The organism is Pantoea sp. VS1 (genome assembly GCF_002207995.1).
GTDB lineage: Bacteria > Pseudomonadota > Gammaproteobacteria > Enterobacterales > Enterobacteriaceae > Pantoea > Pantoea dispersa.
This window is the reverse complement of sequence record NZ_NHZE01000018.1, coordinates 65429-88320: the sequence shown is the minus strand read 5'-3', so window position 1 is coordinate 88320 and position 22892 is coordinate 65429. Positions and strand designations below refer to the sequence as shown.

Below are 22892 nucleotides of genomic sequence, written 5' to 3'. Positions count from 1 at the left end.
GGCAGCGTCGGTCTGCAATTAAATCGAGGTACGGCGATAGTGACGATACTGCGGCAGCCAGAAGTTGTTGTTGATGGCTTTCGACAGCACGTCCTCGGAGGTGACCACCGCCACGCCCGCCAGCTGCGCCGCTTTGCCCACTTCCATGGCGATCACTTTGGAGACGCCCTGGATGTCCTTAATCTCTGGCAGCACCGGACCTTCACCGTCGTTAACCAGCGGTGAGCAGTCAGCCAGCGCGCGGCTGGCGGTCATCAGCATCGAATCCGTTACGCGGGTGGCACCGGCAGCGATCACGCCGAGACCGATACCCGGGAAGATATAGGAGTTGTTGCACTGGGCAATCGGGTAGGTTTTGCCTTTCCAGGTGACCGGTGCAAACGGGCTGCCGGTGGCGACCAGCGCGTCACCGTCGGTCCAGGCGATGATATCTGCCGGGGTCGCTTCCACGCGTGAGGTCGGGTTCGAGAGCGGCATCACGATCGGGCGTTTGCAGTGCTTGTGCATCTCGCGAATGATCTCTTCGGTGAACAGTCCCGGCTGGCCGGAAACGCCGATCAGGATATCCGGCCGGGCATTGCGCACCACGTCGAGCAGTGAAATCGAATCGCTGGTCACGTCCCAGTCTTTCAGATTGTCGCTCTTCTGCACCAGCTTGCTCTGGAAATCGAGCAGGTTAGGCAATTTGTCAGTGAGCAGGCCGAAACGGTCTACCATCATCACGCGCGCGCGCGCTTCATCATCGCTCAGGCCTTCGGATTTCATCTGTGCGACGATCTGCTCGGCAATACCGCAGCCGGCGGAACCGGCACCGAGGAACACCACTTTCTGCTCGCACAGACGGCTGCCTGCAGCGCGGCTGGCGGCGATCAGCGTGCCCACCGTGACAGCGGCCGTGCCCTGAATATCGTCATTGAAGCAGCAGATCTCATCGCGGTAACGCTCCAGCAGCGGCATGGCGTTTTTCTGCGCGAAATCTTCAAACTGCAGTAGCACGTTTGGCCAGCGGCGCTTCACCGCCTGAATGAATTCATCAACGAAGGCTTCATACTCTTCGCCGGTGATGCGCGGATGGCGCCAGCCCATGTAGAGCGGATCGTTCAGCAGTTGCTGATTATTGGTGCCGACATCCAGCACCACCGGCAGGGTGTAGGCCGGGCTGATGCCACCACACGCGGTGTACAGCGACAGCTTACCGATAGGAATGCCCATGCCGCCAATGCCCAGGTCGCCGAGGCCGAGAATACGCTCGCCGTCGGTGACCACGATGACTTTGACATTCTGCTTGGTGGCGTTTTGCAGCATGTCTTCAATGCGGTCGCGGTTGTTGTAGGAGATAAACACCCCGCGCGCGCGACGATAAATTTCTGAAAAGTGCTCGCAGGCCGCGCCAACCGTTGGGGTGTAGATGATCGGCATCATCTCTTCCAGGTGGTTGTCCAGCAGGCGATAGAATAGCGTTTCGTTGGTGTCCTGGATGTTGCGCAGGTAGACGTGCTTGTCGTTATTGTTTTTGAAGTCCAGGAACTGACGCCAGGCGCGCTCGGCCTGCTCTTCGATGGTTTCTACGGCGTCTGGCAGCAGGCCATTGAGGTTAAATTCGTTACGTTCTTCCAGCGAGAAGGCGCTGCCTTTGTTCAACAGCGGAAATTCCAGCAGGATCGGACCCGCGTAAGGAATATACAGCGGACGTTTACTTTCGTACTCGAGTTCCATGCAGTGTTTGCTCCGGTTGCAGTGTTTTCTGACGTGTCGCCAGCAAGAAGGTAACGCCAGACCCGTTTATTGTGAAGTTCTGGCGCCCGATCCTATGAAAATTCCTGCAGATGTACAGCTTTTGTTAATAGAAGGTCACAAAAGCGGTAAAAGGATCACTAAACTGTTGGTTTCGAAACTAAAGTAACTGAGAAATTGCTGCAGCCGAGCGCGGCGAGGGTGGTGCGCGTGGCATCAAACTGGCTCAGCGTGGCGTCGGCGCTTTCTGCCAGCACCGCCTGCTGAATCTCCTCCAGCGCTTCGTTGTGCATATTCATCAGAATCAGCGCGGCCTGTAATGGCGGCAGGCTCGGGTTGAAAGCGGCATTTTCGGCATAGCGCCCGGGGTAAATCTGGCCGCTGCGGCTCTGCAACGCCACGCCGCTATAACTCTGGCTGTAGGGTGCATGGCTGTGGCTGGCGGCATCAATCGCGGCCTGCTGCAGCGCATCGCCCTGCGGCAGGAAACCGTGGTCGACGGGGGTCAGCAGCCGTTCGCTGATATTGAGATCGGCCGGGCCAAAGGCGTCCGGTAAATAGTCGGCCAGCGTGCTGACCGCGCGGCCCGGCAGGCTGATGCGAATCGCCGTACCGCTATTGAGTTCATTCATAAACTGGCGGCAGTGCCCGCACGGCGTGTAGTTGACGGTAATGGTCGCCAGCTGCGCTTCGCCCCGCAGCCAGGCATGCGTGACTGCGCTCTGCTCGGCGTGGACCGTTTGCTGCAGCGGCGCATGTAAAAACTCCATGTTGGCACCGAAGTACCAGTGGCCACTGATGCCGCGCGCAATAGCGCCCACGTTAAAGTGCGAAACCGGTGCCACGGCACAACAGGCGGCAATCGGCAGCAGTGCGAGTGCCAGCGCATCATCATCCAGACCGGTTGCCTGTTGCAGCTGAGTCACCTCCTGCGGTCGCAGCACGCCGTGAAAATCAGCGGCGTCCAGCAGCGGCTGAAGCGCGCTCTGCAGCGCAGCGGGCAGGGCAGAGAAAGCGGAAGTGAATCGTGCATGCATGATGTTATGGCCTCATTAACTCGTCAGCGGCGAAGCGCCGCCTCAAGGTTTATATGTGATCCATGTCGCTATGACAATGCAAGCTGATTGGCTTGTTTCAACTTTGCGAGATCTCTCGCAAGTTTTACCCCAGCAAGCGCATCAGCAAAGGAAAAATGAAGGGCGCCAGTAACGAGGTAATGATGCCGCAGATTACCAGCGCCAGTGAGCTGAAGGCGCCTTCCTGATAGTCAATCTCTGCGGCGCGTGCGGTGCCGAGCGCGTGTGACGCGTTGCCAATCGCCAGCCCGCGTGATGACTTGCTGCGCACTTTAAACAGATTCAGCAGCATGTGACCAAACACCGCGCCCAACACGCCAGCAATCAACACGCAAATGGCGCTGATGGCCGGAATACCGTGTAGCGAGCCCGATACTGCCATGGCGATGGGCGTGGTCACTGACTTCGGCAGGATGGTGGCTGCGATTTCCGGCGTCGCCCCCATCCACAGCGCGATCGCCGTGCCGGACACCATGGCGGTAATGCTGCCGATAAAACAGACGCTGATGATGGTTTTCCAGCGCGCGCGAATCTGGTGCATCTGCTCATACAGCGGCAGCGCCAGCGCCACCACGGCGGGCTGCAGCAGCTGATTAAGCAGCGCGCTGCCGGCGAAATAGCGCGCGTAGGGCAGGTGCGTCAGCAGCAGCAGTGGAATAATGATCGCCATGGCTACCAGCAGCGGGTTGACGATGGAGAGGTTGATTCTGGCTGCCAGACGGCGTGCCAGCAGATACGCCACCACGGTAAGCGGCAGTGACCACCAGGCGTCACTCATGGCCAGACTCCTTCGGACGCTGCAGGCGCTCGGCGCTCAGGCCGACAATCAGCAACACCAGCAGGGTGCTGACCATGCAGGAGACGACAATCGGGCCAAACTGTGCGCTGAGGATATCGGTGTAGCCCATCACGCCAACGCTGATCGGCACAAACAGCAGCGCCATGTAGCGGATCAACAGCTGACAGCCGGGTTTTACCCACGTTACCGGGATAATCTGCAGCGCCAGCAGGGCAAACAGCAACAGCATGCCAAGGATGCTGCCGGGAATGGTAAATGGCAGCAGGGCGGCAAGGCCGTTGCCGGCATACAGCGCGGCATAAACGATGGCAAAGGCGCGCAGATAGCGCCAGCAGGCAGATAGCACGGTGGGCATGTCAGGCTCCTGTTTTCGTGGCGCTTCATCATACGCATTAAGCGCTTAGCGTGCTAGCGATCACACTGGAATGCAGATTCAGGATTTCAACACCTTTGCTTTGAAGCTGAGCAAAGCGGCGTAAGCTGGTGGCCAGAGCGAAGGAGCAGCGATGAACCACACCGTGCAACCGCAGCGCGCGCTGCGAAAGGCGATGCCGCAAGCGGAGCAAAAACTATGGCGCTATTTACGCAACAGAAATGTGTGTGGCGCGAAGTTTCGCCGCCAGCATCCTGTTGGAGGGTATATCGTTGATTTTGCCTGCGTTGAGCGATCGCTGATCGTGGAACTGGATGGTGGACAGCACAATGCGCCTGAAGATCAGGCTTACGATGCCCGGCGCACGGCGTATTTACAGCGCTGCGGCTGGCGCGTAATTCGCTTCTGGAATCATCAGGTGTTTAATGAGTTTGAGGCGGTGATGGCGGAGATTTATCGCTGTCTGATGCTGGCGCGATGAGCGCGGTGCGGTTTTCCCCTCACCCCAGCCCTCTCCCGCAGGCGGGAGAGGGGGTAGTCTTATGCGGTGTTTTGCTATGTGCAGGTTTGATACATGGGTAACAACGTGCGCTGTTCGGCCCTTTCAATGCGGGAGAATGAGACAAGCGAACGAGGTGCAGGCCTGGCTCTATACCCAAACCCCGCACTCAGCGGTTCCCTCTCCCGCAGGCGGGAGAGGAGGTAGTCTTGTGCGGGGTTTTGCTATGTGCAGGCATGGCTCTGAACCCAAACCCCGCACTCAGCAGTTCCCTCTCCCGTAAGCGGGAGAGGGTTAGGGTGAGGGCCAGCGCGCACCACCCCTTACTTCACCGGCATACCCGGCTGGGCACCGCTATCCACTGACAGCACAAACAGATCTTTGCCGCCAGGGCCGGCAGACAGCACCATGCCTTCGGACACGCCGAAACGCATTTTGCGCGGCGCCAGGTTAGCGACGATGATGGTCATCTTGCCCACCAGCACCGACGGATCCGGATAAGCGGCGCGAATGCCAGAGAAAATCTGGCGCTTCTCGCCACCCAGATCCAGCTGCAGACGCAGTAGCTTATCGGAACCTTCTACCAGCTCAGCCTGCTCGATCAGCGCTACGCGCATGTCGACTTTGGCGAAGTCATCAATGGTGATGGTCTCGCCAATCGGTGCATCGGCCAGCGGACCGCTTGCCGCCGGCTGGTTCGCCGCCGCTGCGTCCTCTTTCGAAGCCGCAATCAGCGCCTCCACTTTTGCCATCTCAATACGACCATACAGCGCTTTAAACGGCGCTACGCTGTGGTTGAGCAGCGGCTGCGCAATGCCATCCCAGCTCAGTTCGCTTTGCAGGAAGGCTTCTGTGCGCTCGCTCAGCGACGGCAGCACCGGCTTCAGCCAGGTCATCAGCACGCGGAACAGGTTGATGCCCATGGAGCAAATCGCCTGCAGGTCGGCATCGCGGCCTTCCTGTTTCGCCACCACCCACGGTGCCTGCTCGTCAACGTAGCGGTTGGCCAGGTCGGCCAGCGCCATGATCTCGCGGATCGCACGGTTGTACTCGCGGCTGTCCCAGGCTTCACCAATCTTCTCTGACGCATCAACAAAGGTCTGATACAGCGCCGGATCCGCCAGTTCGCTTGCCAGCTGGCCGTTAAAGCGTTTGGTGATAAAGCCGGCGTTGCGCGAAGCGAGGTTCACCACTTTATTAACGATGTCAGCGTTCACGCGCTGAACGAAATCTTCCAGATTAAGGTCAATATCGTCGATGCGCGAAGAGAGCTTGGCCGCGTAATAGTAGCGCAGGCTGTCGGCATCGAGGTGCTGCAGCCAGGTGCTGGCTTTGATGAAGGTGCCGCGCGATTTCGACATCTTCGCGCCGTTCACCGTGACATAACCATGCACAAACAGGTTGGTCGGCTTGCGGAAATTGCTGCCTTCCAGCATCGCTGGCCAGAACAGGCTATGGAAATAGACGATGTCTTTGCCGATGAAGTGATACAGCTCGGTGCTGGAATCTTTCTTCCAGAACTCGTCGAAATCGATGTCGCCGCGTTTGTCGCACAGGTTCTTGAACGACCCAATGTAGCCGATGGGCGCATCCAGCCAGACGTAGAAGTATTTGCCCGGAGCACCAGGGATTTCGAAGCCGAAGTACGGCGCATCGCGGGAGATATCCCACTGTTGCAGACCGGCTTCAAACCACTCCTGCATCTTGTTTGCCACCTGCTCCTGCAGCGCGCCGGAGCGCGTCCACGCCTGCAGCATCGCGCTGAAGGACGGCAGATCGAAGAAGAAGTGTTCAGAATCGCGCATCACCGGCGTCGCACCTGACACCACCGATTTCGGCTCAATCAGCTCGGTCGGGCTGTAGGTCGCGCCGCACACTTCGCAGTTATCGCCGTACTGATCGGGCGATTTACATTTCGGACAGGTGCCTTTGACGAAGCGGTCAGGCAGGAACATGCCTTTTTCCGGATCGTACAGCTGCGAAATGGTGCGGTTTTTAATGAAACCGTTCTCTTTCAGGCGCGTGTAAATCAGCTCAGACAGCTGGCGGTTTTCGTCGCCGTGCGTGGAGTGATAATTGTCATAGCTGATGTTGAAACCTGCGAAATCGGTCTCATGCTCCTGCTTCATTTCCGCAATCATCTGCTCCGGCGCGATACCCAGCTGCTGGGCTTTCAGCATGATCGGCGTGCCGTGGGCGTCGTCCGCACAGATGAAGAACACCTGATTGCCACGCATTCGCTGGTAACGGACCCACACGTCAGCCTGAATGTGTTCAAGCATGTGACCTAAGTGGATAGAGCCGTTTGCGTACGGCAGGGCGCACGTTACCAGTAGTTTTTTAGCGACTTGAGTCATAATTTGCGTAGCATTCCGTGAATAAAAAATCGGGCTTAGATGTTAACCGAAGCACCCTCTGGCGTAAACACAGCAGCTCGGCCACGTCACTTTTAGCGCCTATCTGATATGATTGATGGCACACCGCCATCGTCTGGCGTCATGACTAAATAAGGAGTTGGGATGACCGCACAATCCCGGGACCATCATTCACCTGAAGCGTTGCGCGCCGTGGTTATCGGCGTGCTGAGCGAGTTTGAGCATCCGACGCTGCAACACAATCTGACTACCCTCAAAGCGCTGCGTCACGTGGCGCTGCTCGACGACAAGCTGCACATTGAACTGGTGATGCCATTTGCCTGGGCCAGCGCATTTGAAGCGCTGAAAGCCCAGACCAGTGCAGAACTGCTGCGCCTGACCAACACGCGCGCCATCGACTGGCGGCTGCGTCATGACATTGCCACCCTGAAACGCGTGAAAAATCAGCCGGGCGTCAACGGCGTGAAAAACATCGTCGCCGTTAGCTCCGGTAAAGGTGGCGTGGGCAAATCCAGCACCGCCGTGAATATGGCGCTGGCGCTGGCGGCCGAAGGCGCGCGCGTCGGTATTCTTGATGCGGATATTTACGGTCCGTCGATCCCGGACATGCTCGGCACCGAAAAGCAGCGTCCCACCTCGCCGGATGGCACGCACATGGCACCGATCATGGCGCACGGTCTGGCAACTAACTCTATCGGCTATCTGGTCACCGACGATAACGCCATGGTGTGGCGCGGACCGATGGCCAGCAAGGCGCTGATGCAGCTGCTGAACGAAACGCTGTGGCCGGATCTCGATTACCTGATTCTGGATATGCCGCCGGGCACCGGTGACATTCAGCTGACGCTGGCGCAGAACGTGCCGGTTACCGGCGCGCTGGTGGTGACCACGCCGCAGGACATTGCGCTGATTGATGCACGCAAGGGCATGGTGATGTTCGAAAAAGTCAGCGTGCCGGTGCTGGGCGTGGTGGAAAATATGAGTATGCACATCTGCAGCGAATGCGGCCATCACGAGCCAATCTTTGGTACCGGCGGTGCGCAGAAGCTGGCTGAGGATTATCACACCCGCCTGCTGGCTCAGCTACCGCTGCACATTAATCTGCGCGAAGATCTCGACGACGGTGAACCGACCGTGATTCGCCGTCCGGAGAGTGAATTCACCGCGCTGTATCGTGAACTTGCGGGCCGGGTTGCCGCCCAGCTTTACTGGCAGGGTGAAGTGATTCCGGGCGACATCGCCTTCCGCGCGGTTTAAGTCTTAGCTGCCGCTGGTGCGCGACGCCAGCGGCAGGTGCATCAACACGTACTGGCCCTGTTCGCTCTCTCCCAGCGCTTCGCGCTGCCAGCCGTGCTGCTGATAAAACTGCAGCGCCGCTTCGTTCTGTAGCAGACATTTCAGCGCGCCGGTGGAGGTAAAACGCTGCTGCACCGCGTTCAGTAGCGCACTGCCGACGCCCTGGCCCTGAAAGGCCGGATCGACATACAAACTGTGCAAAAAATTATCGTTATCCATCACGCCGGCAAAGCCTGCACGGTGGCCGTCGATCTCCGCTACCAGTACCGTTTCACCGGGGATAATCGCGTCGAAATCTTCCAGCTGCCAGTCGTCGCCGGCCAGCCATGTCCAGTTATGACGGCGCGCCGCGAGATACAGCGTGCGTAGAAAAGGGCGGTCGGCTTCTTCAAAAAGACGAATTTTCACTTCCAGACTCCATGACGAGTAAGCGGGCACGTTTTTTAGCGGCGTTGCGCACGCAGTTGAATCGTGCAGCAAAGATGATTGAATGTTTATAAAAAAATAGCAGTTGCCGCGCGCAAAGATGAAGTCTGTTAACTCTGCGGCTTTTCTGTGTAGAATGCCGCGGCAAGCCGCATCAAATCTGGCGTCGGCACTTTGATAGCTTTTGATTATCTGATTGATAACGTCTGCATATTAGAAGTTGGCCCGAAAATTATGTAGCCTGCATCACATCTTTTTAACGGAGGTCACCCATGTCTATCATCAATACCAAAATCAAACCGTTCAAAAACGCTGCATTCAAAAACGGCGAATTCATCGACGTAACCGAGAAAGACGTTGAAGGTAAATGGAGTGTTTTCTTCTTCTACCCGGCTGACTTCACCTTTGTATGCCCGACTGAACTGGGTGACGTGGCAGACCACTACGAAGAGTTCCAGAAACTGGGCGTAGACATCTACTCCGTTTCAACTGACACGCACTTTACCCACAAAGCCTGGCACGGTTCTTCAGACACCATCGCGAAAATCCAGTACGCGATGATCGGCGACCCGACCGGTGCTCTGACCCGTAACTTCGAAATCATGCGTGAAGCAGAAGGTCTGGCTGACCGCGGTACCTTCATCGTTGACCCGGAAGGCATCATCCAGGCCATCGAAATCACTGCAGAAGGCATCGGCCGTGACGCGTCTGACCTGCTGCGTAAAGTAAAAGCGGCTCAGTATGTGGCTTCTCACCCAGGTGAAGTTTGCCCGGCTAAATGGAAAGAAGGCGACGCAACGCTGGCTCCATCACTGGACCTGGTTGGCAAAATCTAAGTCACCTAAGCCCTTTGATCTTTCTTCCATCGGGTGCTGCGGCACCCGATTTTCTTCACAGGAACTCACTATGCTCGACACCAATTTAAAAACCCAGCTCAAGGCCTACCTTGAGAAACTAACGAAACCGGTTGAGTTGATTGCCACACTGGACGATGGCGCAAAATCCGCAGAGATCCGTACTCTGCTGACCGATATCGCGAGTCTGTCTGATAAAGTCAGCTTCCGTGAAGAGAACGATCAACCGGTACGTAAGCCATCATTCCTGATTACTAACCCAGGCAGCCACAGCGGTCCGCGCTTTGCCGGTTCGCCAATGGGCCACGAATTTACTTCACTGGTGCTGGCTCTGCTGCAGACCGGTGGACATCCGTCGAAAGAGGCACAAAGCCTGCTGGATCAGGTTGTTGCGCTGGACAGCGACCTGCATTTCGAAACCTATTACTCTCTGTCATGCCACAACTGTCCTGACGTGGTACAGGCGCTGAACCTGATGGCGGTGCTCAACCCGCGCATCCGTCATACCGCCATCGACGGTGGCATGTTCCAGAACGAGATCACCGAACGCAACGTCATGGGCGTGCCGGCGGTTTACCTCAACGGTAAAGAGTTCGGTCAGGGTCGCATGAGCCTGGCAGAAATCGTCGGTAAGGTAGACACCAACGCGGATAAGCGTGCGGCTGAAGAGCTGAACAAGCGTGACGCCTATGAAGTGCTGATCGTCGGCAGCGGCCCAGCGGGCGCTGCGGCGGCCATCTACTCGGCGCGTAAAGGCATCCGTACCGGCCTGATGGGCGAGCGCTTTGGCGGCCAGGTGCTGGATACCGTTGACATTGAAAACTACATCTCCGTGCCGAAAACCGAAGGGGCCAAGCTCGCCGGTTCTCTGCGTGCGCACGTTGATGACTATGACGTTGACGTGATTGATACCCAGAGCGCCATCAAGCTGATTCCGGCAGCGAAAGAGGGCGGCCTGCACGCCATCGAAACCGCTTCCGGCGCAGTGCTGAAATCACGCAGCATCATCATTGCTACCGGCGCACGCTGGCGCAACATGGGCGTTCCGGGCGAAGAGCAGTATCGCACCAAAGGTGTAACCTACTGCCCGCACTGTGACGGCCCGCTGTTTAAAGGCAAACGCACGGCGGTGATCGGCGGCGGTAACTCCGGCGTTGAAGCGGCCATCGACCTGGCCGGTATTGTCGAGCACGTTACGCTGCTGGAGTTCGCCAGCGAAATGCGCGCCGATAAAGTGCTGCAGGATAAACTGCGCAGCCTGAAAAATGTCGATGTGATCCTCAACGCGCAGACCACCGAAGTAAAAGGCGACGGCAGTAAAGTTACCGGTCTGACCTACATCGACCGCAATAACCAGACCAGCCACGAACTGGCGCTGAGCGGTATCTTCGTCCAGATTGGTCTGCTGCCTAACACCAACTGGCTGGAAGGCGCGGTAGAGCGCAACCGCATGGGCGAGATCCTGATCGACGCCAAAGGCGAAACCAGCCTGAAAGGCGTATTTGCCGCCGGCGACTGCACCACGGTGCCGTACAAGCAGATCATCATTGCCAGCGGGGAAGGGGCCAAAGCGTCACTGAGCGCGTTTGATTACCTGATCCGCACCAAACCGGCTGAATAAGTTTTGCGATAGCCACGCAAGCGCCCTGCAACCTATGTTGCGGGGCTTTTTTTTATCCCAGCCAGCGACGTGCCTGTTCATCGCTGATATCGCGATAATAAATTTTATGGATGCGCTCGCCGCAGCGTTTGCATTCGGCTTCGAGGTACGTGGAGTACCGGTAACGGCCGCCGGGGGCAACGGCGCCTTGACGGGAAATGGTGATATTGTGCCAGTGATGCGCGTGCGGAAGAAAACTGAATAAAGTCATTAGCGATTCCGGGTGAAGGTGAAACAGCGGTCTTCAAATCCGGAAGGGAATTAGGCCGCGTTATGCCGCCGGCCGGTTTGATATTAATCAAGTTGCGCGCTTTCTTCTGTTTATTTCCCGCCTACTGCCCCGGCAGATTAAATTAACTATCCTGATGAATTTTAGGGCTTTTGGGAAAATTGATCTCCGTCGATTTGTTTATATTTTCCTGATGATCAAAAAATCATGAAAATTGATGGCGCACGTATTTTTGCTCATCGTTGTCCGGCAAAAAAAGCGCACCCGCCGCAGGATTTACAACTTTAAGCTGACCCTTTATGCTGTGAAGGCACGTCTGACACGGACATGCATGACTCGGGGTGCCCTTCTTTGTGAAGGCTGAGAAATACCCGTAATACCTGATCTGGATAATGCCAGCGTAGGGAAGTCAGATGCCTGACCGCATTCGCCTTCCTGATTGCCGGTTGGGAGCCTTATGACACAGCCTGACCCTCTTTCCCCGGCGCAACTCGCGCACTCTCTGCAACTGCTGCGGCAGCAGGCACCGCTGGTGCACTGTATGACCAACGACGTGGTGCAAACTTTTACCGCCAACGTGCTGCTGGCACTGCAGGCTTCGCCCGCGATGGTGATTGATGGCGATGAAGCGGCGCAGTTTGCCGGTTTCGCCGATGCGCTGCTGATCAACGTCGGTACCTTAACCCGCGAGCGTCGTGATGCGATGCTGGCGGCGGTACAGGCCGCTAACCAGGCCGGTACGCCGTGGACACTCGATCCGGTGGCGGTAGGCGCGCTAACCCTGCGTACGGAATTCTGTCAGCAGCTGCTGAGCCTGCGACCGGCGGCCATTCGCGGTAACGCTTCAGAGATTCTCGCCTTAGCCCACCAGGCCACGGGCGGACGCGGTGTGGATAGCGTGCATCAGGCCGATGCTGCACTGAACGCCGCGCAGCAGCTGGCGCAACGCTGCACGACTATCGTTGCGGTAACCGGCGAAGTCGATTACGTCACCGATGGCCGCCAGACGCTGGCAATTCCCGGCGGCAGCCCGCTGATGACGCGCGTGGTCGGCACCGGTTGTGCGCTATCCGCCGTCGTCGCGGCGTGCAGCAGCCTGCCGGGCGAGCGCATCCAGCACGTGGCAGCGGCCTGCCGCGTAATGTCACTGGCGGGAGAGCAGGCCGCGCGCAGCGTGGCAGGGCCCGGCAGCTTCGTCGCCGCTTTTCTCGATGCGCTCTGGACGCTGGAGGTGGCGGCATGAAACGCATTAATGCCCTGACTATTGCCGGCACCGATCCCAGCGGCGGCGCAGGTATCCAGGCCGATCTGAAAGCCTTTTCCGCGCTCGGCGCGTACGGCACCAGCGTGATTACCGCGCTGGTGGCACAGAACACCCGCGGCGTGCAGTCGGTGTATCGCATCGAACCGGCATTTGTCGCGGCGCAACTCGACTCGGTGCTGGACGACGTGCGCATTGACGCTGCGAAAATCGGTATGCTGGCGGAGACGGCGATTGTTGAGGTGGTGGCAGAGAAGCTGAAACGCGCCAGCCTGCCGTTTGTGGTGCTGGATACGGTGATGATTGCCAAAAGCGGCGATGCGCTGCTGTCGCCCGATGCGGTAGCCAGCATTCGTGAACGGCTGCTGCCGCAGGTATCGCTGATCACACCCAACCTGCCGGAAGCCGCGGCGCTGCTGGGTTGCCGCATGGCGCAGGACGAGGCGAGTATGCTGCAGCAGGGCGATGCGCTGCTGGAACTGGGCTGCGAAGCGGTGCTGATGAAGGGCGGTCATCTCAGCGATGCGGAAAGCCCGGACTGGCTGATCACCCGTGCCGGCCGCCAGCGCTTTACCGCGCCGCGGGTTAACACCCGTCATACGCACGGCACTGGCTGTACGCTGTCGGCGGCGCTGGCGGCATTGCGACCGCGCCATGCGGACTGGGCGGGCACCGTAGCGGAGGCCAAGGCCTGGCTGCAGCAGGCGCTACTGCACGCCGATTCGCTGGAGGTCGGCCACGGCATTGGGCCGGTGCATCATTTTCATCAGTGGTGGTAGGGCGTAACGCCAGATTGCCGTTTTTTCACTGCGTATCCGTCTGAAAAATGGAGTCAGCAATTTGCCAGCCTGGTGCGTTTCGGTCCAGGCTGTGGGGGCGAATCGGCAGGTGCCGGTTCTTTTCCAGCCATTTATCAGGAGCGAACATGACGGACATCGTACAGTTATTGGGTAAAGAGGCGGATACGCTTCTTCAACATCGCTGCATGACCATTCCAGCGGACAGCCTTTATTTGCCGGGCGCGGATTATGTCGATCGCGTGATGATTGATAACAATCGTTCTCCTGCGGTACTGCGCAATATGCAGACGCTCTACAACACCGGCCGTCTGGCGGGTACCGGCTATCTGTCGATTCTGCCGGTGGATCAGGGCGTGGAACACTCTGCTGGCGCCTCGTTCGCCGCCAATCCGGCCTATTTCGACCCGAAGAATATCGTCGAGCTGGCGATTGAAGCCGGCTGTAACTGTGTGGCGTCGACCTATGGCGTGCTGGCCTCCGTGTCACGTCGCTACGCGCACCGCATTCCGTTTATGGTCAAGCTGAACCATAACGAAACCCTGAGCTATCCCACGCAGTATGACCAGACGCTGTACGCCAGCGTCGAGCAGGCATTCAACATGGGCGCGGTTGCGGTCGGCGCCACCATTTATTTTGGTTCTGAGCAGTCGCGCCGGCAGATCGAGGAAATTGCAGCGGCCTTCGAGCGCGCGCACGAGCTGGGCATGGTGACGGTGCTGTGGGCCTATCTGCGCAACAACGATTTCAAGAAGGATGGGGTGGATTATCACGCCAGCGCCGATTTAACCGGTCAGGCTAACCATCTGGCGGCCACCATTGGTGCCGACATTGTGAAGCAGAAAATGGCGGAGAATAACGGCGGTTATAACGCGGTGAAGTTTGGCCACACCGATGAGCGCGTGTACAGCAAGCTGACCAGTGAGAATCCGATCGATCTGGTGCGCTACCAGCTGGCCAACTGCTATATGGGCCGCGCCGGGCTGATTAACTCCGGCGGTGCTTCAGCCGGTGCGACCGATGTGGCGGAGTCGGTGCGTACGGCGGTAATCAATAAACGCGCCGGCGGCATGGGGCTGATTCTCGGGCGCAAGGCGTTTAAGAAGTCGCTGAAAGAGGGCGTGGCGCTGATTAATGCAGTGCAGGATGTGTATCTGGCGAAGGATGTGACGATTGCCTGATGGTGTGAGGTGCGTTTTTCCCCTCACCCTTACCCTCACCCTAACCCTCTCCCGCAGGCGGGAGAGGGGACAGAAATGTGCGGTTTTTCAGAGTTAATTATTGAAGACTAGCTGGAACAGCTCCCTCTCCCGGTGGGAGAGGGCCGGGGTGAGGGCATCAAACCGCACCGCATCACACCCCACCGCAAGCTCACCCCACAGCACTACGGCCCTTCAAACCATTCGCTGTTGCGCTCGGCAATCGGCGTGATGGTCAGAATCATCTCCTGCAGGTGTCGCCGCATCGCCTTCTCCGCCGCATCGGCATCCTTCGCTTTCAGCGCGGCAAAAATCTCTTCGTGCTGCTGAATCAGGCTCTCCGGCGGTGACACTTCGCTCAGCGTCAGAAAGCGCACGCGGTCCATCGTCGCTTTAATGTTCTCCACCGTCTCCCACGCCAGCAGGCAGTCAATGCCTTCGGCAATCAACCGGTGAAACTCATCATCGAGCGCCAGAAACGCCTGGCTGTCGTGGCGTTCCGCTGCCAGTCGCTGCAGCTGCAGATTGTGTTCCAGCGCCATCAGTCCGGTGGCAGCGATCTCCAGCGCGGCGCGGCGAACCACGGCGATCTCCACCGCTTCACGGATGAAACGGCCATCGGCCACGCGCTGGGCGGAGATTTTGCGCACGAAGGTGCCGCGCTGCGGCAGGACCTGCACCAGGCCGGCTTCCGCCAGTTTGATAAAGGCTTCCCGCACCGGTTGCCGCGACACGTTGAAGCGCGCCGACACTTCTTTCTCCGACAGCAACGAGCCCGGATGGATCACGCAGGTCACGATATCCTTCCGCAGATAGCGATAAATCTGCTGATTTACCGGTTCGCTGGTGGTTATGGTATAGGCAATCGACATGCAGCAATATCCGTATTACGGCTGGCCGCCGCCAGCCCGATGAGAAAGCGTCAGTCTAATCAGCACGCTGCGTCTGCGCTACACATTTGTGCAGGCGGCTTAGCCTTCTGTGACCAGCGCCTGCACTGTGGCGCGTGCACCGGTAAGCCGCAGCTGCTGATACAGCTCAGTAAGCCGCGTAACAAACACCGTGTGATAACGTAAGTCGTCGCCGAACACCGCCTGCAGGCGCAGTAAGGCTTCAACGCGCTGCGGGCCATCCTCGCTATTGGCAACAATGCTGGCCAGCTGCGCGCTGAGCGGATCGCGAACCTCAATCGCCGCGCCCTGCTCATCGACGCCGCTGATATAGCGCATCCAGCTTGCTACGCCCAGCAGCAGATAATCACAGGCCGTCCCGTTACGCAGATGCCAGCGCACGCTATCCAGCAGGCGCTGTGGCAGCTTCTGCGTGCCGTCGGTGGCGATTTGATAAGTGCGATGTTTAATCGCCCGGTTTTCGTAACGGGCGATCAGCGAGTCGGCATAGGCGACCAAATCGACATCCTGCGTGCGCAGCGTGGGTGCCTGATCCTGCAGCATCAGCGCGCGCGCAGCCTGACGAAAATTGGCATCGGCCATGCAATCGCTGATGTGCTGATACCCGGCCAGATAGCCGAGATAAGCCAGGAACGAGTGGCTGCCGTTGAGCATGCGCAGCTTCATCTCTTCGTACGGCAGCACATCACGCACCAGCTCCGCACCGGCCTGTTCCCACGCCGGGCGGCCGCTGACGAAGTTATCTTCAATTACCCACTGGAAAAAAGTTTCGGCCTCCACCGCCACCGGATCGCGACTGCCCAGCCGCGCTTCCAGCGTCGCGAAAGCCTCATCGGTCATCGCCGGTACGATGCGATCCACCATGGTTGAGGGAAAGGTGAGGTGGGTCTGAATGTAATCCGCCAGCGCCGGGCTGCGACGCTGCGCCAGCTGGATTATCACATTGCGCGTAACGTGGCCGTTCTCCGGCATGTTGTCACACGACATCACGCTGAACGGCGGCAGATCGCGCTGGCGACGGCGTTCAATCGCCGCCAGGATCACGCCGGGCAGCGAGCGCGGCGCGTTAGGATTCGCCACATCGTGCATGATGTCCGGATGCGTCAGGTCGAGCTGGCCGCTCGACGGCAGCGAACAGTAGCCTTTTTCCGTGACCGTCATCGACACGATGGCGATTTCCGGCTGGCTCATCGCTTCAATCACCGCCTCAATACCGTCACTTTTCGCGTGCAGCGCCTGGGTAATTACGCCAACAATGCGCGTGTGCAGGCTGTCGTCGGCCATTTCGGTCACGCTGTACAGCAAATCCTGCTGGCGCAGAGCGGCGATCAGCGCGCCACTGTTGAGATTCACTTCGCAGTAGCCCCAGTCGCTGCCGTGCTGCGCCAGTTGGTCAGTGGCCAGCGCCTGATGCGCGCGGTGAAAGGCACCAAAACCGATATGCACCATGCGGGTTTTCAGCTGGCTGCGGTCGTAACGGGGGCGCTGTACGTCAGCGGGAAGGCGATCGGGTTGTAACATGCATAATCCTTGTGGCAAACGGGGCGCGCGGCGCCCCGGCAGAGTCATTCGATTAAACGGAAACCGGTTTGTCGCTGGCTTTCGGGCTGCGAATTACAAACAGCACCAGCAGCGCGCCAAGGGCCGCCACCACACCCGCCAGCACAAAGGCGCTGTCAAATTTGCCGGTGTGCTGCACGATGAAGCCGGTAACGATCGGGCCGATAATGCCGGACAGGCTGCCAATCAGGTGGATAAAGCCGCTGATGCTGCCGACGCGGCTCTTGTGCACCACATCCTGAATAATCGCCCAGTAAATGGCACCGGTGATGTAGAGGAAGAAGATGGAGACCGACATCATGATCACCGCCGAATTCACCTCTTTGATGGTGCCCGCCAGCGCCACACATATCGCTGCCGCCAGCAGCGACACTACTAACACAATCTTGCGCGATAGCAGCAGCTTACCGGTGATATTAAAGATTTTATCGGAAATCCAGCCGCCCAGCGCCAGGCCAACGAAGCCGACAATCCACGGGATCATGGTAGTGATGCTCATGGCCTTGATATCCAGCCCGTGCGCCTGCACCAGATAGGCCGGGAACCAGCTCAGGAAGAAGAACAGAATGTAGTTGTAGCAGAAGAAGGCGAACGCGGTAACGAGGATAATCGGCTGACGCAGATAGTAGCCCATGCCGTGCGCTTTGCCGTCCGCGTCGATGATATCTGCCGGCTCTTCCGCTTTCAGTTTCTCTACCAGCGCGCGCTCCTGCGCCGAGACGCGCTTACTGCGCGCCGGATTATCGGCGGCGAAGAAGAACCACAGCCCCATCCACACCAGACCAATCAGGCAGATCACCACAAACGCCGGACGCCAGCCGAAGGAGAGCGCCAGGTAGCCGACAATCGGCCCGGCGACCGCGCCGCCGAGCGGAGAGCCGGCGCTCAGCAGGCCCATGGCGGTGGCAGCCTGCTTTTTCGGGAACCAGCCGTTGATGGCTTTGTTGGCCGAGGCGCAAATCGGACCTTCCGCCATGCCGAACAGCACGCGCAGAATCATCATCGACCAGAAACCGGTCGCCAGCGCGGTCATGCCGCAGAACAGCGACCACATGCCGACGGCGGTGCCGAGCACAATCGTCGGGCCGAATTTATCGGTGGCTAAACCGCCAATAAAGTTGAACAGCGCGTAGCCGAAGAAGAAGCTGCCGAAGATCAGGCCGAACTGCTCGGCATTGATCATCAGATCTTTTTCCACCAGCGGCACGGTGAGCGACAGGGCAATACGATCGAGGTAGTTGATCATATACACCAGGAACAGCAGCAGTACGAGGGTCCAGCGTAGATTCTTCAGCATAGAAACTCCGTTTCCCTGTTCTTCTTCAGGCTGCAGCATCACGGGGAGATGACCTTGATGACCGCGGCGCTGCGCCTGATTTATGCAGGGGATTATTGTTGTGGCCGGCGGGTACGCACCGGCATCAGGGACATCTGGTGTGGCGCATCATTCAATCCATTTGCAGGATCACTTTGCAGCAGGTGCGCGGGTCTTGTTCAAACAGCGTCATGGCGCGCTCGATCTGCGCCAGCGGGAAATAGTGGGTAACCAGTTTCTCTGGCTGGATCAGTCCCTGTTCCAGCCACGCAATCACCTGCGGGAAGCGGTTGCTGTTCAGGCGCGAGGTAAACAGCGACAGCTCTTTGCTGGTCAACGCCTGCTGCGTCAGGCTGCACGGTTCAGCAGAAAACCCGAGCAGGCCAATGCGCGCCGCCGGCGAGGCCAGCGCAGCCGCTTCGGCGAGGATCGCCGGATGGCAGGCGGCGTCGATAATCAGCGTCGGCTGAATGCCTTCCAGCTGCGCCGCCAGCGGGATCTCGCTGTTGTTATACAGGCGATCGGCACCGTTTTGCTGCGCCAGCGCCAGCCGCTCCGGCAGGCGGTCGACCACCAGCACCTGCTGTACGCCGTACACGCCTTTCAGCACCTGAATGGCGGTCAGCCCCATCGGACCGGCACCGTAAATCAGCGCCACATCCTGTGGCTGCGGTTTGAGGAACGCCGTGATATTCGCGGCAATGGTGAAGGGCTCAACCAGGCTGGCGAGTTGGTCGGGAATGCTCGCCGGCAGGCGATGGGCATTTTTGGCGGGTGCCACCGCATACTCGCTGAAGCCGCCGTCGCGGTGGACGCCAATCACCTGCAGTGACTGACAGACATTAGGACGGCCAACGGAGCAGGGATAGCAGTGGCCGCAGCTCACCACCGGATCGACCGCCACGCGCTCGCCCAGCCGGCGGGCATCAACGTCCTGTCCGACCGCGTCAATCACGCCAAAGAACTCATGGCCGATCACGCGCGGATAGCGGGCAAATGGATTGTGACCGTGCCAGATGTGCACATCAGAGCCACAGATGCTGGCAAATTTCACTTTTACCCGTACTTCATCAGCGGCGGGCTGCGGCAGCGCGCGCTCGGCCAGCAGCAGTTTGCCCGGTTGTTCAATCACCACACTTTTCATCATTCACTCCTGGCTGGTGGCCTGAAGGCGCGACACACCAGTAATAACGCGACAGTAATGACGAAAAAATACGCGCAATAATACTACCATACAAGTTGCTGTTGCAGAGTTGTGAACGCAATCACAGAGCGGATGGAGTAGTTGCAAAGAGAAGTTTCAGAATGGCGTTGCGGTTCGCATCACTGCGCACCCTGTAAGGTCATTAGCCAGTTTGCAGGCTCGCCATTTATGGCAACCGGGAGAAACGCAGCAAAATGACAGGCCTGCTGCGATCGACGGCACGCTCGCCGCGTAACATCACGGCTGCCGTAGCGTCACCGCGCTGAGCGTGCGCCACAATAACTCTTTATCCTGCGGTGACACATTACGCTGCTGAATGTCGCGCATAAATTCGGCCTTCTGTGGTGCCTGCAGCGTCGCGCCCTGTTTCAACTGCGCGGCAAGCTGCGTCAGAATCGCGTCGCTGTAATGACCAATGCTTTTGCGCACCTCATCCAGCGGACGCGGCTGCCAGTGCGGCTCCGGCGTTGCCAGCCAGTCGGCGCGATAGCGATACTGCACCGCTTTTGCCACATCCATCTGTGCCTGAATAAACGGCTGCACCGTGGCATCGTCGAGACCCAGCTGACGCGCTTCCGCCAGGGCTTTGTCCAGCACCTTGCGCTCCTGACCCAAATCTTCAATCGGCTGATGATGCTGCGCTTTATAACCCGCCACATCCTTCATGTAAGACAAACGCGTGTTAATAAGCTGGCCCGGCGAAGGACTGCTGAGTTCTGCCGCGGCGGCGGAACAGCTGCAAATCAGCAGCGCTAACGTGGCCGATCGTAACTGCATTTCCATACTGATGCTCCCAATGTTCAACCCAGGCGCTGGATCTGCGCGAGGCTCAGGCTAAGACAAAATAATGACATGACAAAGTACAGGGTGAAAAATTATCTTGTTTTTTAATCTACCAACTAGTAGGTTTGTTTTCCAGCGCCTTTTGCCGCAATGTTATTGCGCTTTGGGTTGAATGATTTCTGGCACAGGGCTGCCGCTGAGCAGCGCTTATCATCAAAAGGAACACACCATGACGGTCTTATCACATCACAAACGCCTTTCACTGCTGATTGCCGGTTCACTGCTGGCCGGCGCCACGCTGTCGCCAGCGATGGCGGCAGAGATGGCAGGGCAAAAAGTGCAGGTACGTGGCGTTGTTGAATCGGTAAACGGGCAGCAGCTCACTATCAAGTCACGCGAAGGATCGGAGGTCAGCGTGGCCATGAAGCCAGGCGCGATGGTGTCTGCGGTGGCGAAGGCCAGCATCAGCGACATTAAAAAGGGCGATTACGTGGGCATAGCCTCGCTGCCGAAAGCGGGCGGCGGAGATGGCGCGCTCGAAGTGCTGATTTTCCCGGCGCAGCTGAAAGGCGCAGGCGAGGGCAACTTCAGCTGGGATCTGAAGCCGGGCAGCTCAATGACCAACGCCACAGTCGCCAATAGCGTCACCTCGGTGGACAACAGCGAAGTGACGGTGAGCTATCACGGCCATCAGAAAAAAATTGCCATTCCGGCTGGTACGCCGGTGGTGACGCTGGCGGCGGCCACCCCGGATGACCTGAAACCCGGCACCACGGTGTTTGTTCCTGCCGAGAAGGGCGCCGACGGTAAGCTCACCGCAGGCAATATCATTGTCGGCAAAAACGGCGTAGTGCCGCCGATGTAATCCGGCTCCAGCCAGGCCTCGCCTGGCTGGTAAGGGGCTTGATGATGCAACAGCCTTCACCTTCCCGCAGTAAAACGCTAATCCGTCGTCACTCGCTGCTGGTGCGCGTGACGCACTGGGTCAACGCCCTGTGTTTTGCCGTACTGCTGATGAGCGGACTGCAAATCTTTAATGCGCATCCACGTCTGTATGTCGGCCTGTATGGTGCGGACCATGAGCAGCCGGTGTTTGAAATCGGCAATCGTCAGCAGCAGGGATTTGTCCGGCTCGGCTCGCTGCAACTGAATACCACCGGCGTGCTCGGTGTCTCGAAGCTGGAGGGCACGCTGACGGCGCGCGCGTTCCCCGGCTGGCTGACGCTGCCGTCGTGGCAGGATTTGGGAGCCGGTCGCCACTGGCACTTCTTTTTTGCCTGGCTGCTGCTGTTCAACGGCGTGATTTATCTGCTGCACGGTTTCTGGCACCGGCACTTTCGCCGCGATCTGCTGCCCGACCGTCAGCAGTTGGGCGCCCGTCATTTGTGGCAGGAGATTTGCGACCACGCCCGGCTGCGCTTCGCCCGCGGTGAAGCGGCGCGGCGCTATAACGCGCTGCAGAAACTCAGCTATCTGCTGGTGATCTTCATACTGCTGCCGCTGATGCTGCTCAGTGGATTAACCCTGTCGCCAGCGCTGGATGCGGCACTGCCGTTTTTACCCGATCTGTTTGGCGGCCGTCCGACGGCGCGCACGGTGCACTTTGTCACCGCCACGCTGCTGGTGCTGTTTGTGCTGGTGCATGTAGTGATGGTGCTGGTGTCAGGCGTGTTCAATAACCTGCGTTCGATGATCACCGGCCGTTACGCAATCGACAAAGAGGATACCCCATCATGAAAATCGAGCTGTCGCGTCGCCGCCTGTTGCTAGGCGCGCTGTCCGGCGCCGGCGCGGCGCTGCTGAGCGGTTGCGATCAACTGACGCAAAACGACACGGTCAGCGGCTGGCTCAATCAGACCGAGCGGCTGACGCGTGCCAGCCAGCGCCTGCTGGGCGGCCAGCGGCTGGCACCGGAGTTCAGCGAGGCCGATATTTCGCCGCTGTTCCGCGCCAACGGCACGCAAATGCCTGACTCCGACGAATATGCGCGTTTGCTGGCGAACGGGTTTGCCGACTGGCGGCTGCGCGTCACCGGGCTGGTGCAACAGCCGCTGAGTTTATCGCTCAGCGATCTGCAGCGGTTTCCCAGCCGCACGCAAATCACCCGTCACGACTGCGTGGAGGGCTGGAGCGCGATTGGCAAATGGCAGGGCGTACCGCTCGGACTGGTGCTGGATGCGGCGCGCCTGCGGCCAGGTGCCCGCTACGTAGTGTTCCTGTGTGCCGACGAGCTGGAGCAGACGCTGGACGGCAGCGGGCGCTACTACGAAAGTATCGATCTGCAGGATGCGTGGCATCCGCAAACGCTGCTGGCCTACCGTATGAACGATCAGCCGCTGCAGGTCGCGCACGGTGCGCCGCTGCGTCTCAGGGTCGAGCGCCAGCTCGGTTACAAGCACGCCAAGTATCTGATGGAAATTAAAGTGGTGGATTCGTTTGCCCAGCTGTGGGGCGGACGCGGCGGCTACTGGGAAGATCGCGGCTATGAGTGGTATGGCGGTATCTAACCGGCAGAACGCAGAAAAGCAAAAAGCCTGCTCT

22 protein-coding genes and 1 riboswitch are annotated in these 22892 nt (G+C 58.7%); of the genes, 10 read left to right on the top strand and 12 right to left on the bottom strand.

Going from position 1 to position 22892, the window contains the following annotated elements; genetic code table 11:
- Nucleotides 1-18 precede the first annotated feature (18 nt).
- From CBW22_RS10555 to CBW22_RS10540, 4 genes are all read right to left on the bottom strand, one after another.
- Nucleotides 19-1716, bottom strand: a complete 1698-nt coding sequence (locus CBW22_RS10555; RefSeq protein WP_021509286.1) for an NAD-dependent malic enzyme — start codon at nucleotides 1714-1716, stop codon at nucleotides 19-21.
- Between the two features lie 158 nt (nucleotides 1717-1874).
- Nucleotides 1875-2771: a cytidine deaminase gene (gene cdd / locus CBW22_RS10550; RefSeq protein ID WP_088516612.1), complete on the bottom strand. Its 897-nt coding sequence runs from the start codon at nucleotides 2769-2771 to the stop codon at nucleotides 1875-1877.
- A 124-nt stretch (nucleotides 2772-2895) separates the two neighbouring features.
- Complete coding sequence (locus tag CBW22_RS10545; RefSeq protein ID WP_021509288.1) at nucleotides 2896-3588, bottom strand: CidB/LrgB family autolysis modulator; 693 nt, start codon at nucleotides 3586-3588, stop codon at nucleotides 2896-2898.
- Nucleotides 3581-3964, bottom strand: a complete 384-nt coding sequence (locus CBW22_RS10540; protein ID WP_021509289.1) for a CidA/LrgA family protein — start codon at nucleotides 3962-3964, stop codon at nucleotides 3581-3583. Before CBW22_RS10540 ends, CBW22_RS10545 begins: the two co-directional genes overlap by 8 nt.
- Before the next feature lie 151 nt (nucleotides 3965-4115).
- Between CBW22_RS10540 and CBW22_RS10535 the strand changes: the two genes are divergently transcribed.
- Complete coding sequence (locus CBW22_RS10535; protein WP_088516611.1) at nucleotides 4116-4463, top strand: endonuclease domain-containing protein; 348 nt, start codon at nucleotides 4116-4118, stop codon at nucleotides 4461-4463.
- Between the two features lie 341 nt (nucleotides 4464-4804).
- On the opposite strand, the gene metG is transcribed toward CBW22_RS10535, so the two are convergent.
- Nucleotides 4805-6838 (bottom strand): methionine--tRNA ligase, encoded by a 2034-nt coding sequence (gene metG, locus CBW22_RS10530; protein WP_088516610.1) that lies wholly within the window; start codon nucleotides 6836-6838, stop codon nucleotides 4805-4807.
- A gap of 162 nt (nucleotides 6839-7000) precedes the next feature.
- On the opposite strand from metG, the gene apbC reads away from it, so the two are divergent.
- On the top strand, nucleotides 7001-8113 hold the full coding sequence (gene apbC / locus CBW22_RS10525) for an iron-sulfur cluster carrier protein ApbC (RefSeq protein ID WP_058757266.1): 1113 nt from the start codon (nucleotides 7001-7003) through the stop codon (nucleotides 8111-8113).
- A 3-nt stretch (nucleotides 8114-8116) separates the two neighbouring features.
- Here apbC and CBW22_RS10520 read toward each other — a convergent pair whose 3' ends face one another.
- A complete protein-coding gene (locus tag CBW22_RS10520) occupies nucleotides 8117-8560 on the bottom strand; it encodes a GNAT family N-acetyltransferase (RefSeq protein WP_058757267.1) in 444 nt (147 codons plus the stop codon).
- 290 nt (nucleotides 8561-8850) lie between these two features.
- On the opposite strand from CBW22_RS10520, the gene ahpC reads away from it, so the two are divergent.
- Both ahpC and ahpF read left to right on the top strand, forming a co-directional pair.
- The gene (gene ahpC, locus CBW22_RS10515) at nucleotides 8851-9414 is read left to right on the top strand and encodes an alkyl hydroperoxide reductase subunit C (protein WP_010617942.1); all 564 of its coding nucleotides are present in this window, start codon (nucleotides 8851-8853) and stop codon (nucleotides 9412-9414) included.
- Between the two features lie 70 nt (nucleotides 9415-9484).
- Entirely contained in the window at nucleotides 9485-11053 is a 1569-nt protein-coding gene (ahpF, locus tag CBW22_RS10510) for an alkyl hydroperoxide reductase subunit F (RefSeq protein WP_058769944.1), read from the top strand.
- Between the two features lie 52 nt (nucleotides 11054-11105).
- On the opposite strand, the gene CBW22_RS10505 is transcribed toward ahpF, so the two are convergent.
- Nucleotides 11106-11303 (bottom strand): hypothetical protein, encoded by a 198-nt coding sequence (locus CBW22_RS10505; protein WP_021509295.1) that lies wholly within the window; start codon nucleotides 11301-11303, stop codon nucleotides 11106-11108.
- Nucleotides 11304-11648: 345 nt separating this feature from the next.
- Nucleotides 11649-11745, top strand: a riboswitch (TPP riboswitch).
- Between the two features lie 33 nt (nucleotides 11746-11778).
- On the opposite strand from CBW22_RS10505, the gene thiM reads away from it, so the two are divergent.
- The 3 genes from thiM to fbaB all read left to right on the top strand — a co-directional run bounded on the left by thiM (nucleotide 11779) and on the right by fbaB (nucleotide 14560).
- The gene (thiM, locus tag CBW22_RS10500) at nucleotides 11779-12564 is read left to right on the top strand and encodes a hydroxyethylthiazole kinase (protein WP_059012818.1); all 786 of its coding nucleotides are present in this window, start codon (nucleotides 11779-11781) and stop codon (nucleotides 12562-12564) included.
- Nucleotides 12561-13361, top strand: coding sequence for a bifunctional hydroxymethylpyrimidine kinase/phosphomethylpyrimidine kinase (thiD, locus tag CBW22_RS10495; protein WP_059012819.1), 801 nt, complete (start codon nucleotides 12561-12563; stop codon nucleotides 13359-13361). The genes thiM and thiD overlap by 4 nt, the downstream gene beginning before the upstream one ends.
- Before the next feature lie 146 nt (nucleotides 13362-13507).
- Complete coding sequence (gene fbaB, locus CBW22_RS10490) at nucleotides 13508-14560, top strand: class I fructose-bisphosphate aldolase (RefSeq protein WP_058757271.1); 1053 nt, start codon at nucleotides 13508-13510, stop codon at nucleotides 14558-14560.
- A gap of 203 nt (nucleotides 14561-14763) precedes the next feature.
- On the opposite strand, the gene CBW22_RS10485 is transcribed toward fbaB, so the two are convergent.
- The 5 genes from CBW22_RS10485 to CBW22_RS10465 all read right to left on the bottom strand — a co-directional run bounded on the left by CBW22_RS10485 (nucleotide 14764) and on the right by CBW22_RS10465 (nucleotide 20351).
- The gene (locus CBW22_RS10485; protein ID WP_088516609.1) at nucleotides 14764-15450 is read right to left on the bottom strand and encodes a GntR family transcriptional regulator; all 687 of its coding nucleotides are present in this window, start codon (nucleotides 15448-15450) and stop codon (nucleotides 14764-14766) included.
- 99 nt (nucleotides 15451-15549) lie between these two features.
- Complete coding sequence (locus tag CBW22_RS10480; RefSeq protein ID WP_088516608.1) at nucleotides 15550-17010, bottom strand: mannitol dehydrogenase family protein; 1461 nt, start codon at nucleotides 17008-17010, stop codon at nucleotides 15550-15552.
- A gap of 52 nt (nucleotides 17011-17062) precedes the next feature.
- The gene (locus CBW22_RS10475) at nucleotides 17063-18346 is read right to left on the bottom strand and encodes an MFS transporter (RefSeq protein WP_088516616.1); all 1284 of its coding nucleotides are present in this window, start codon (nucleotides 18344-18346) and stop codon (nucleotides 17063-17065) included.
- Nucleotides 18347-18497: 151 nt separating this feature from the next.
- Nucleotides 18498-19508, bottom strand: a complete 1011-nt coding sequence (locus tag CBW22_RS10470; RefSeq protein ID WP_088516607.1) for a Zn-dependent oxidoreductase — start codon at nucleotides 19506-19508, stop codon at nucleotides 18498-18500.
- 297 nt (nucleotides 19509-19805) lie between these two features.
- Nucleotides 19806-20351: a chorismate mutase gene (locus CBW22_RS10465; RefSeq protein ID WP_058769951.1), complete on the bottom strand. Its 546-nt coding sequence runs from the start codon at nucleotides 20349-20351 to the stop codon at nucleotides 19806-19808.
- 229 nt (nucleotides 20352-20580) lie between these two features.
- Between CBW22_RS10465 and CBW22_RS10460 the strand changes: the two genes are divergently transcribed.
- Genes CBW22_RS10460 through CBW22_RS10450 form a run of 3 tightly spaced genes read left to right on the top strand, consistent with a single transcriptional unit; the run spans nucleotide 20581 to nucleotide 22858 of the window.
- Complete coding sequence (locus CBW22_RS10460; RefSeq protein WP_021509304.1) at nucleotides 20581-21216, top strand: hypothetical protein; 636 nt, start codon at nucleotides 20581-20583, stop codon at nucleotides 21214-21216.
- A 41-nt stretch (nucleotides 21217-21257) separates the two neighbouring features.
- The gene (locus tag CBW22_RS10455; protein WP_058769953.1) at nucleotides 21258-22088 is read left to right on the top strand and encodes a cytochrome b/b6 domain-containing protein; all 831 of its coding nucleotides are present in this window, start codon (nucleotides 21258-21260) and stop codon (nucleotides 22086-22088) included.
- The gene (locus CBW22_RS10450) at nucleotides 22085-22858 is read left to right on the top strand and encodes a molybdopterin-binding protein (protein ID WP_088516606.1); all 774 of its coding nucleotides are present in this window, start codon (nucleotides 22085-22087) and stop codon (nucleotides 22856-22858) included. The genes CBW22_RS10455 and CBW22_RS10450 overlap by 4 nt, the downstream gene beginning before the upstream one ends.
- Nucleotides 22859-22892 lie beyond the last annotated feature (34 nt).

Excerpts from the sequence above, each read along its gene's own strand:
- CBW22_RS10555 (WP_021509286.1), bottom strand. The coding sequence starts at position 1,716 with ATGGAACTCGAGTACGAAAGTAAACGTCCGCTGTATATTCCTTACGCG.
- cdd (WP_088516612.1), bottom strand. The coding sequence starts at position 2,771 with ATGCATGCACGATTCACTTCCGCTTTCTCTGCCCTGCCCGCTGCGCTG.
- CBW22_RS10545 (WP_021509288.1), bottom strand. The coding sequence starts at position 3,588 with ATGAGTGACGCCTGGTGGTCACTGCCGCTTACCGTGGTGGCGTATCTG.
- CBW22_RS10540 (WP_021509289.1), bottom strand. The coding sequence starts at position 3,964 with ATGCCCACCGTGCTATCTGCCTGCTGGCGCTATCTGCGCGCCTTTGCC.
- CBW22_RS10535 (WP_088516611.1), top strand. The coding sequence starts at position 4,116 with ATGAACCACACCGTGCAACCGCAGCGCGCGCTGCGAAAGGCGATGCCG.
- metG (WP_088516610.1), bottom strand. The coding sequence starts at position 6,838 with ATGACTCAAGTCGCTAAAAAACTACTGGTAACGTGCGCCCTGCCGTAC.
- apbC (WP_058757266.1), top strand. The coding sequence starts at position 7,001 with ATGACCGCACAATCCCGGGACCATCATTCACCTGAAGCGTTGCGCGCC.
- ahpC (WP_010617942.1), top strand. The coding sequence starts at position 8,851 with ATGTCTATCATCAATACCAAAATCAAACCGTTCAAAAACGCTGCATTC.
- ahpF (WP_058769944.1), top strand. The coding sequence starts at position 9,485 with ATGCTCGACACCAATTTAAAAACCCAGCTCAAGGCCTACCTTGAGAAA.
- CBW22_RS10505 (WP_021509295.1), bottom strand. The coding sequence starts at position 11,303 with ATGACTTTATTCAGTTTTCTTCCGCACGCGCATCACTGGCACAATATC.
- thiM (WP_059012818.1), top strand. The coding sequence starts at position 11,779 with ATGACACAGCCTGACCCTCTTTCCCCGGCGCAACTCGCGCACTCTCTG.
- thiD (WP_059012819.1), top strand. The coding sequence starts at position 12,561 with ATGAAACGCATTAATGCCCTGACTATTGCCGGCACCGATCCCAGCGGC.
- fbaB (WP_058757271.1), top strand. The coding sequence starts at position 13,508 with ATGACGGACATCGTACAGTTATTGGGTAAAGAGGCGGATACGCTTCTT.
- CBW22_RS10485 (WP_088516609.1), bottom strand. The coding sequence starts at position 15,450 with ATGTCGATTGCCTATACCATAACCACCAGCGAACCGGTAAATCAGCAG.
- CBW22_RS10480 (WP_088516608.1), bottom strand. The coding sequence starts at position 17,010 with ATGTTACAACCCGATCGCCTTCCCGCTGACGTACAGCGCCCCCGTTAC.
- CBW22_RS10475 (WP_088516616.1), bottom strand. The coding sequence starts at position 18,346 with ATGCTGAAGAATCTACGCTGGACCCTCGTACTGCTGCTGTTCCTGGTG.
- CBW22_RS10470 (WP_088516607.1), bottom strand. The coding sequence starts at position 19,508 with ATGAAAAGTGTGGTGATTGAACAACCGGGCAAACTGCTGCTGGCCGAG.
- CBW22_RS10465 (WP_058769951.1), bottom strand. The coding sequence starts at position 20,351 with ATGGAAATGCAGTTACGATCGGCCACGTTAGCGCTGCTGATTTGCAGC.
- CBW22_RS10460 (WP_021509304.1), top strand. The coding sequence starts at position 20,581 with ATGACGGTCTTATCACATCACAAACGCCTTTCACTGCTGATTGCCGGT.
- CBW22_RS10455 (WP_058769953.1), top strand. The coding sequence starts at position 21,258 with ATGATGCAACAGCCTTCACCTTCCCGCAGTAAAACGCTAATCCGTCGT.
- CBW22_RS10450 (WP_088516606.1), top strand. The coding sequence starts at position 22,085 with ATGAAAATCGAGCTGTCGCGTCGCCGCCTGTTGCTAGGCGCGCTGTCC.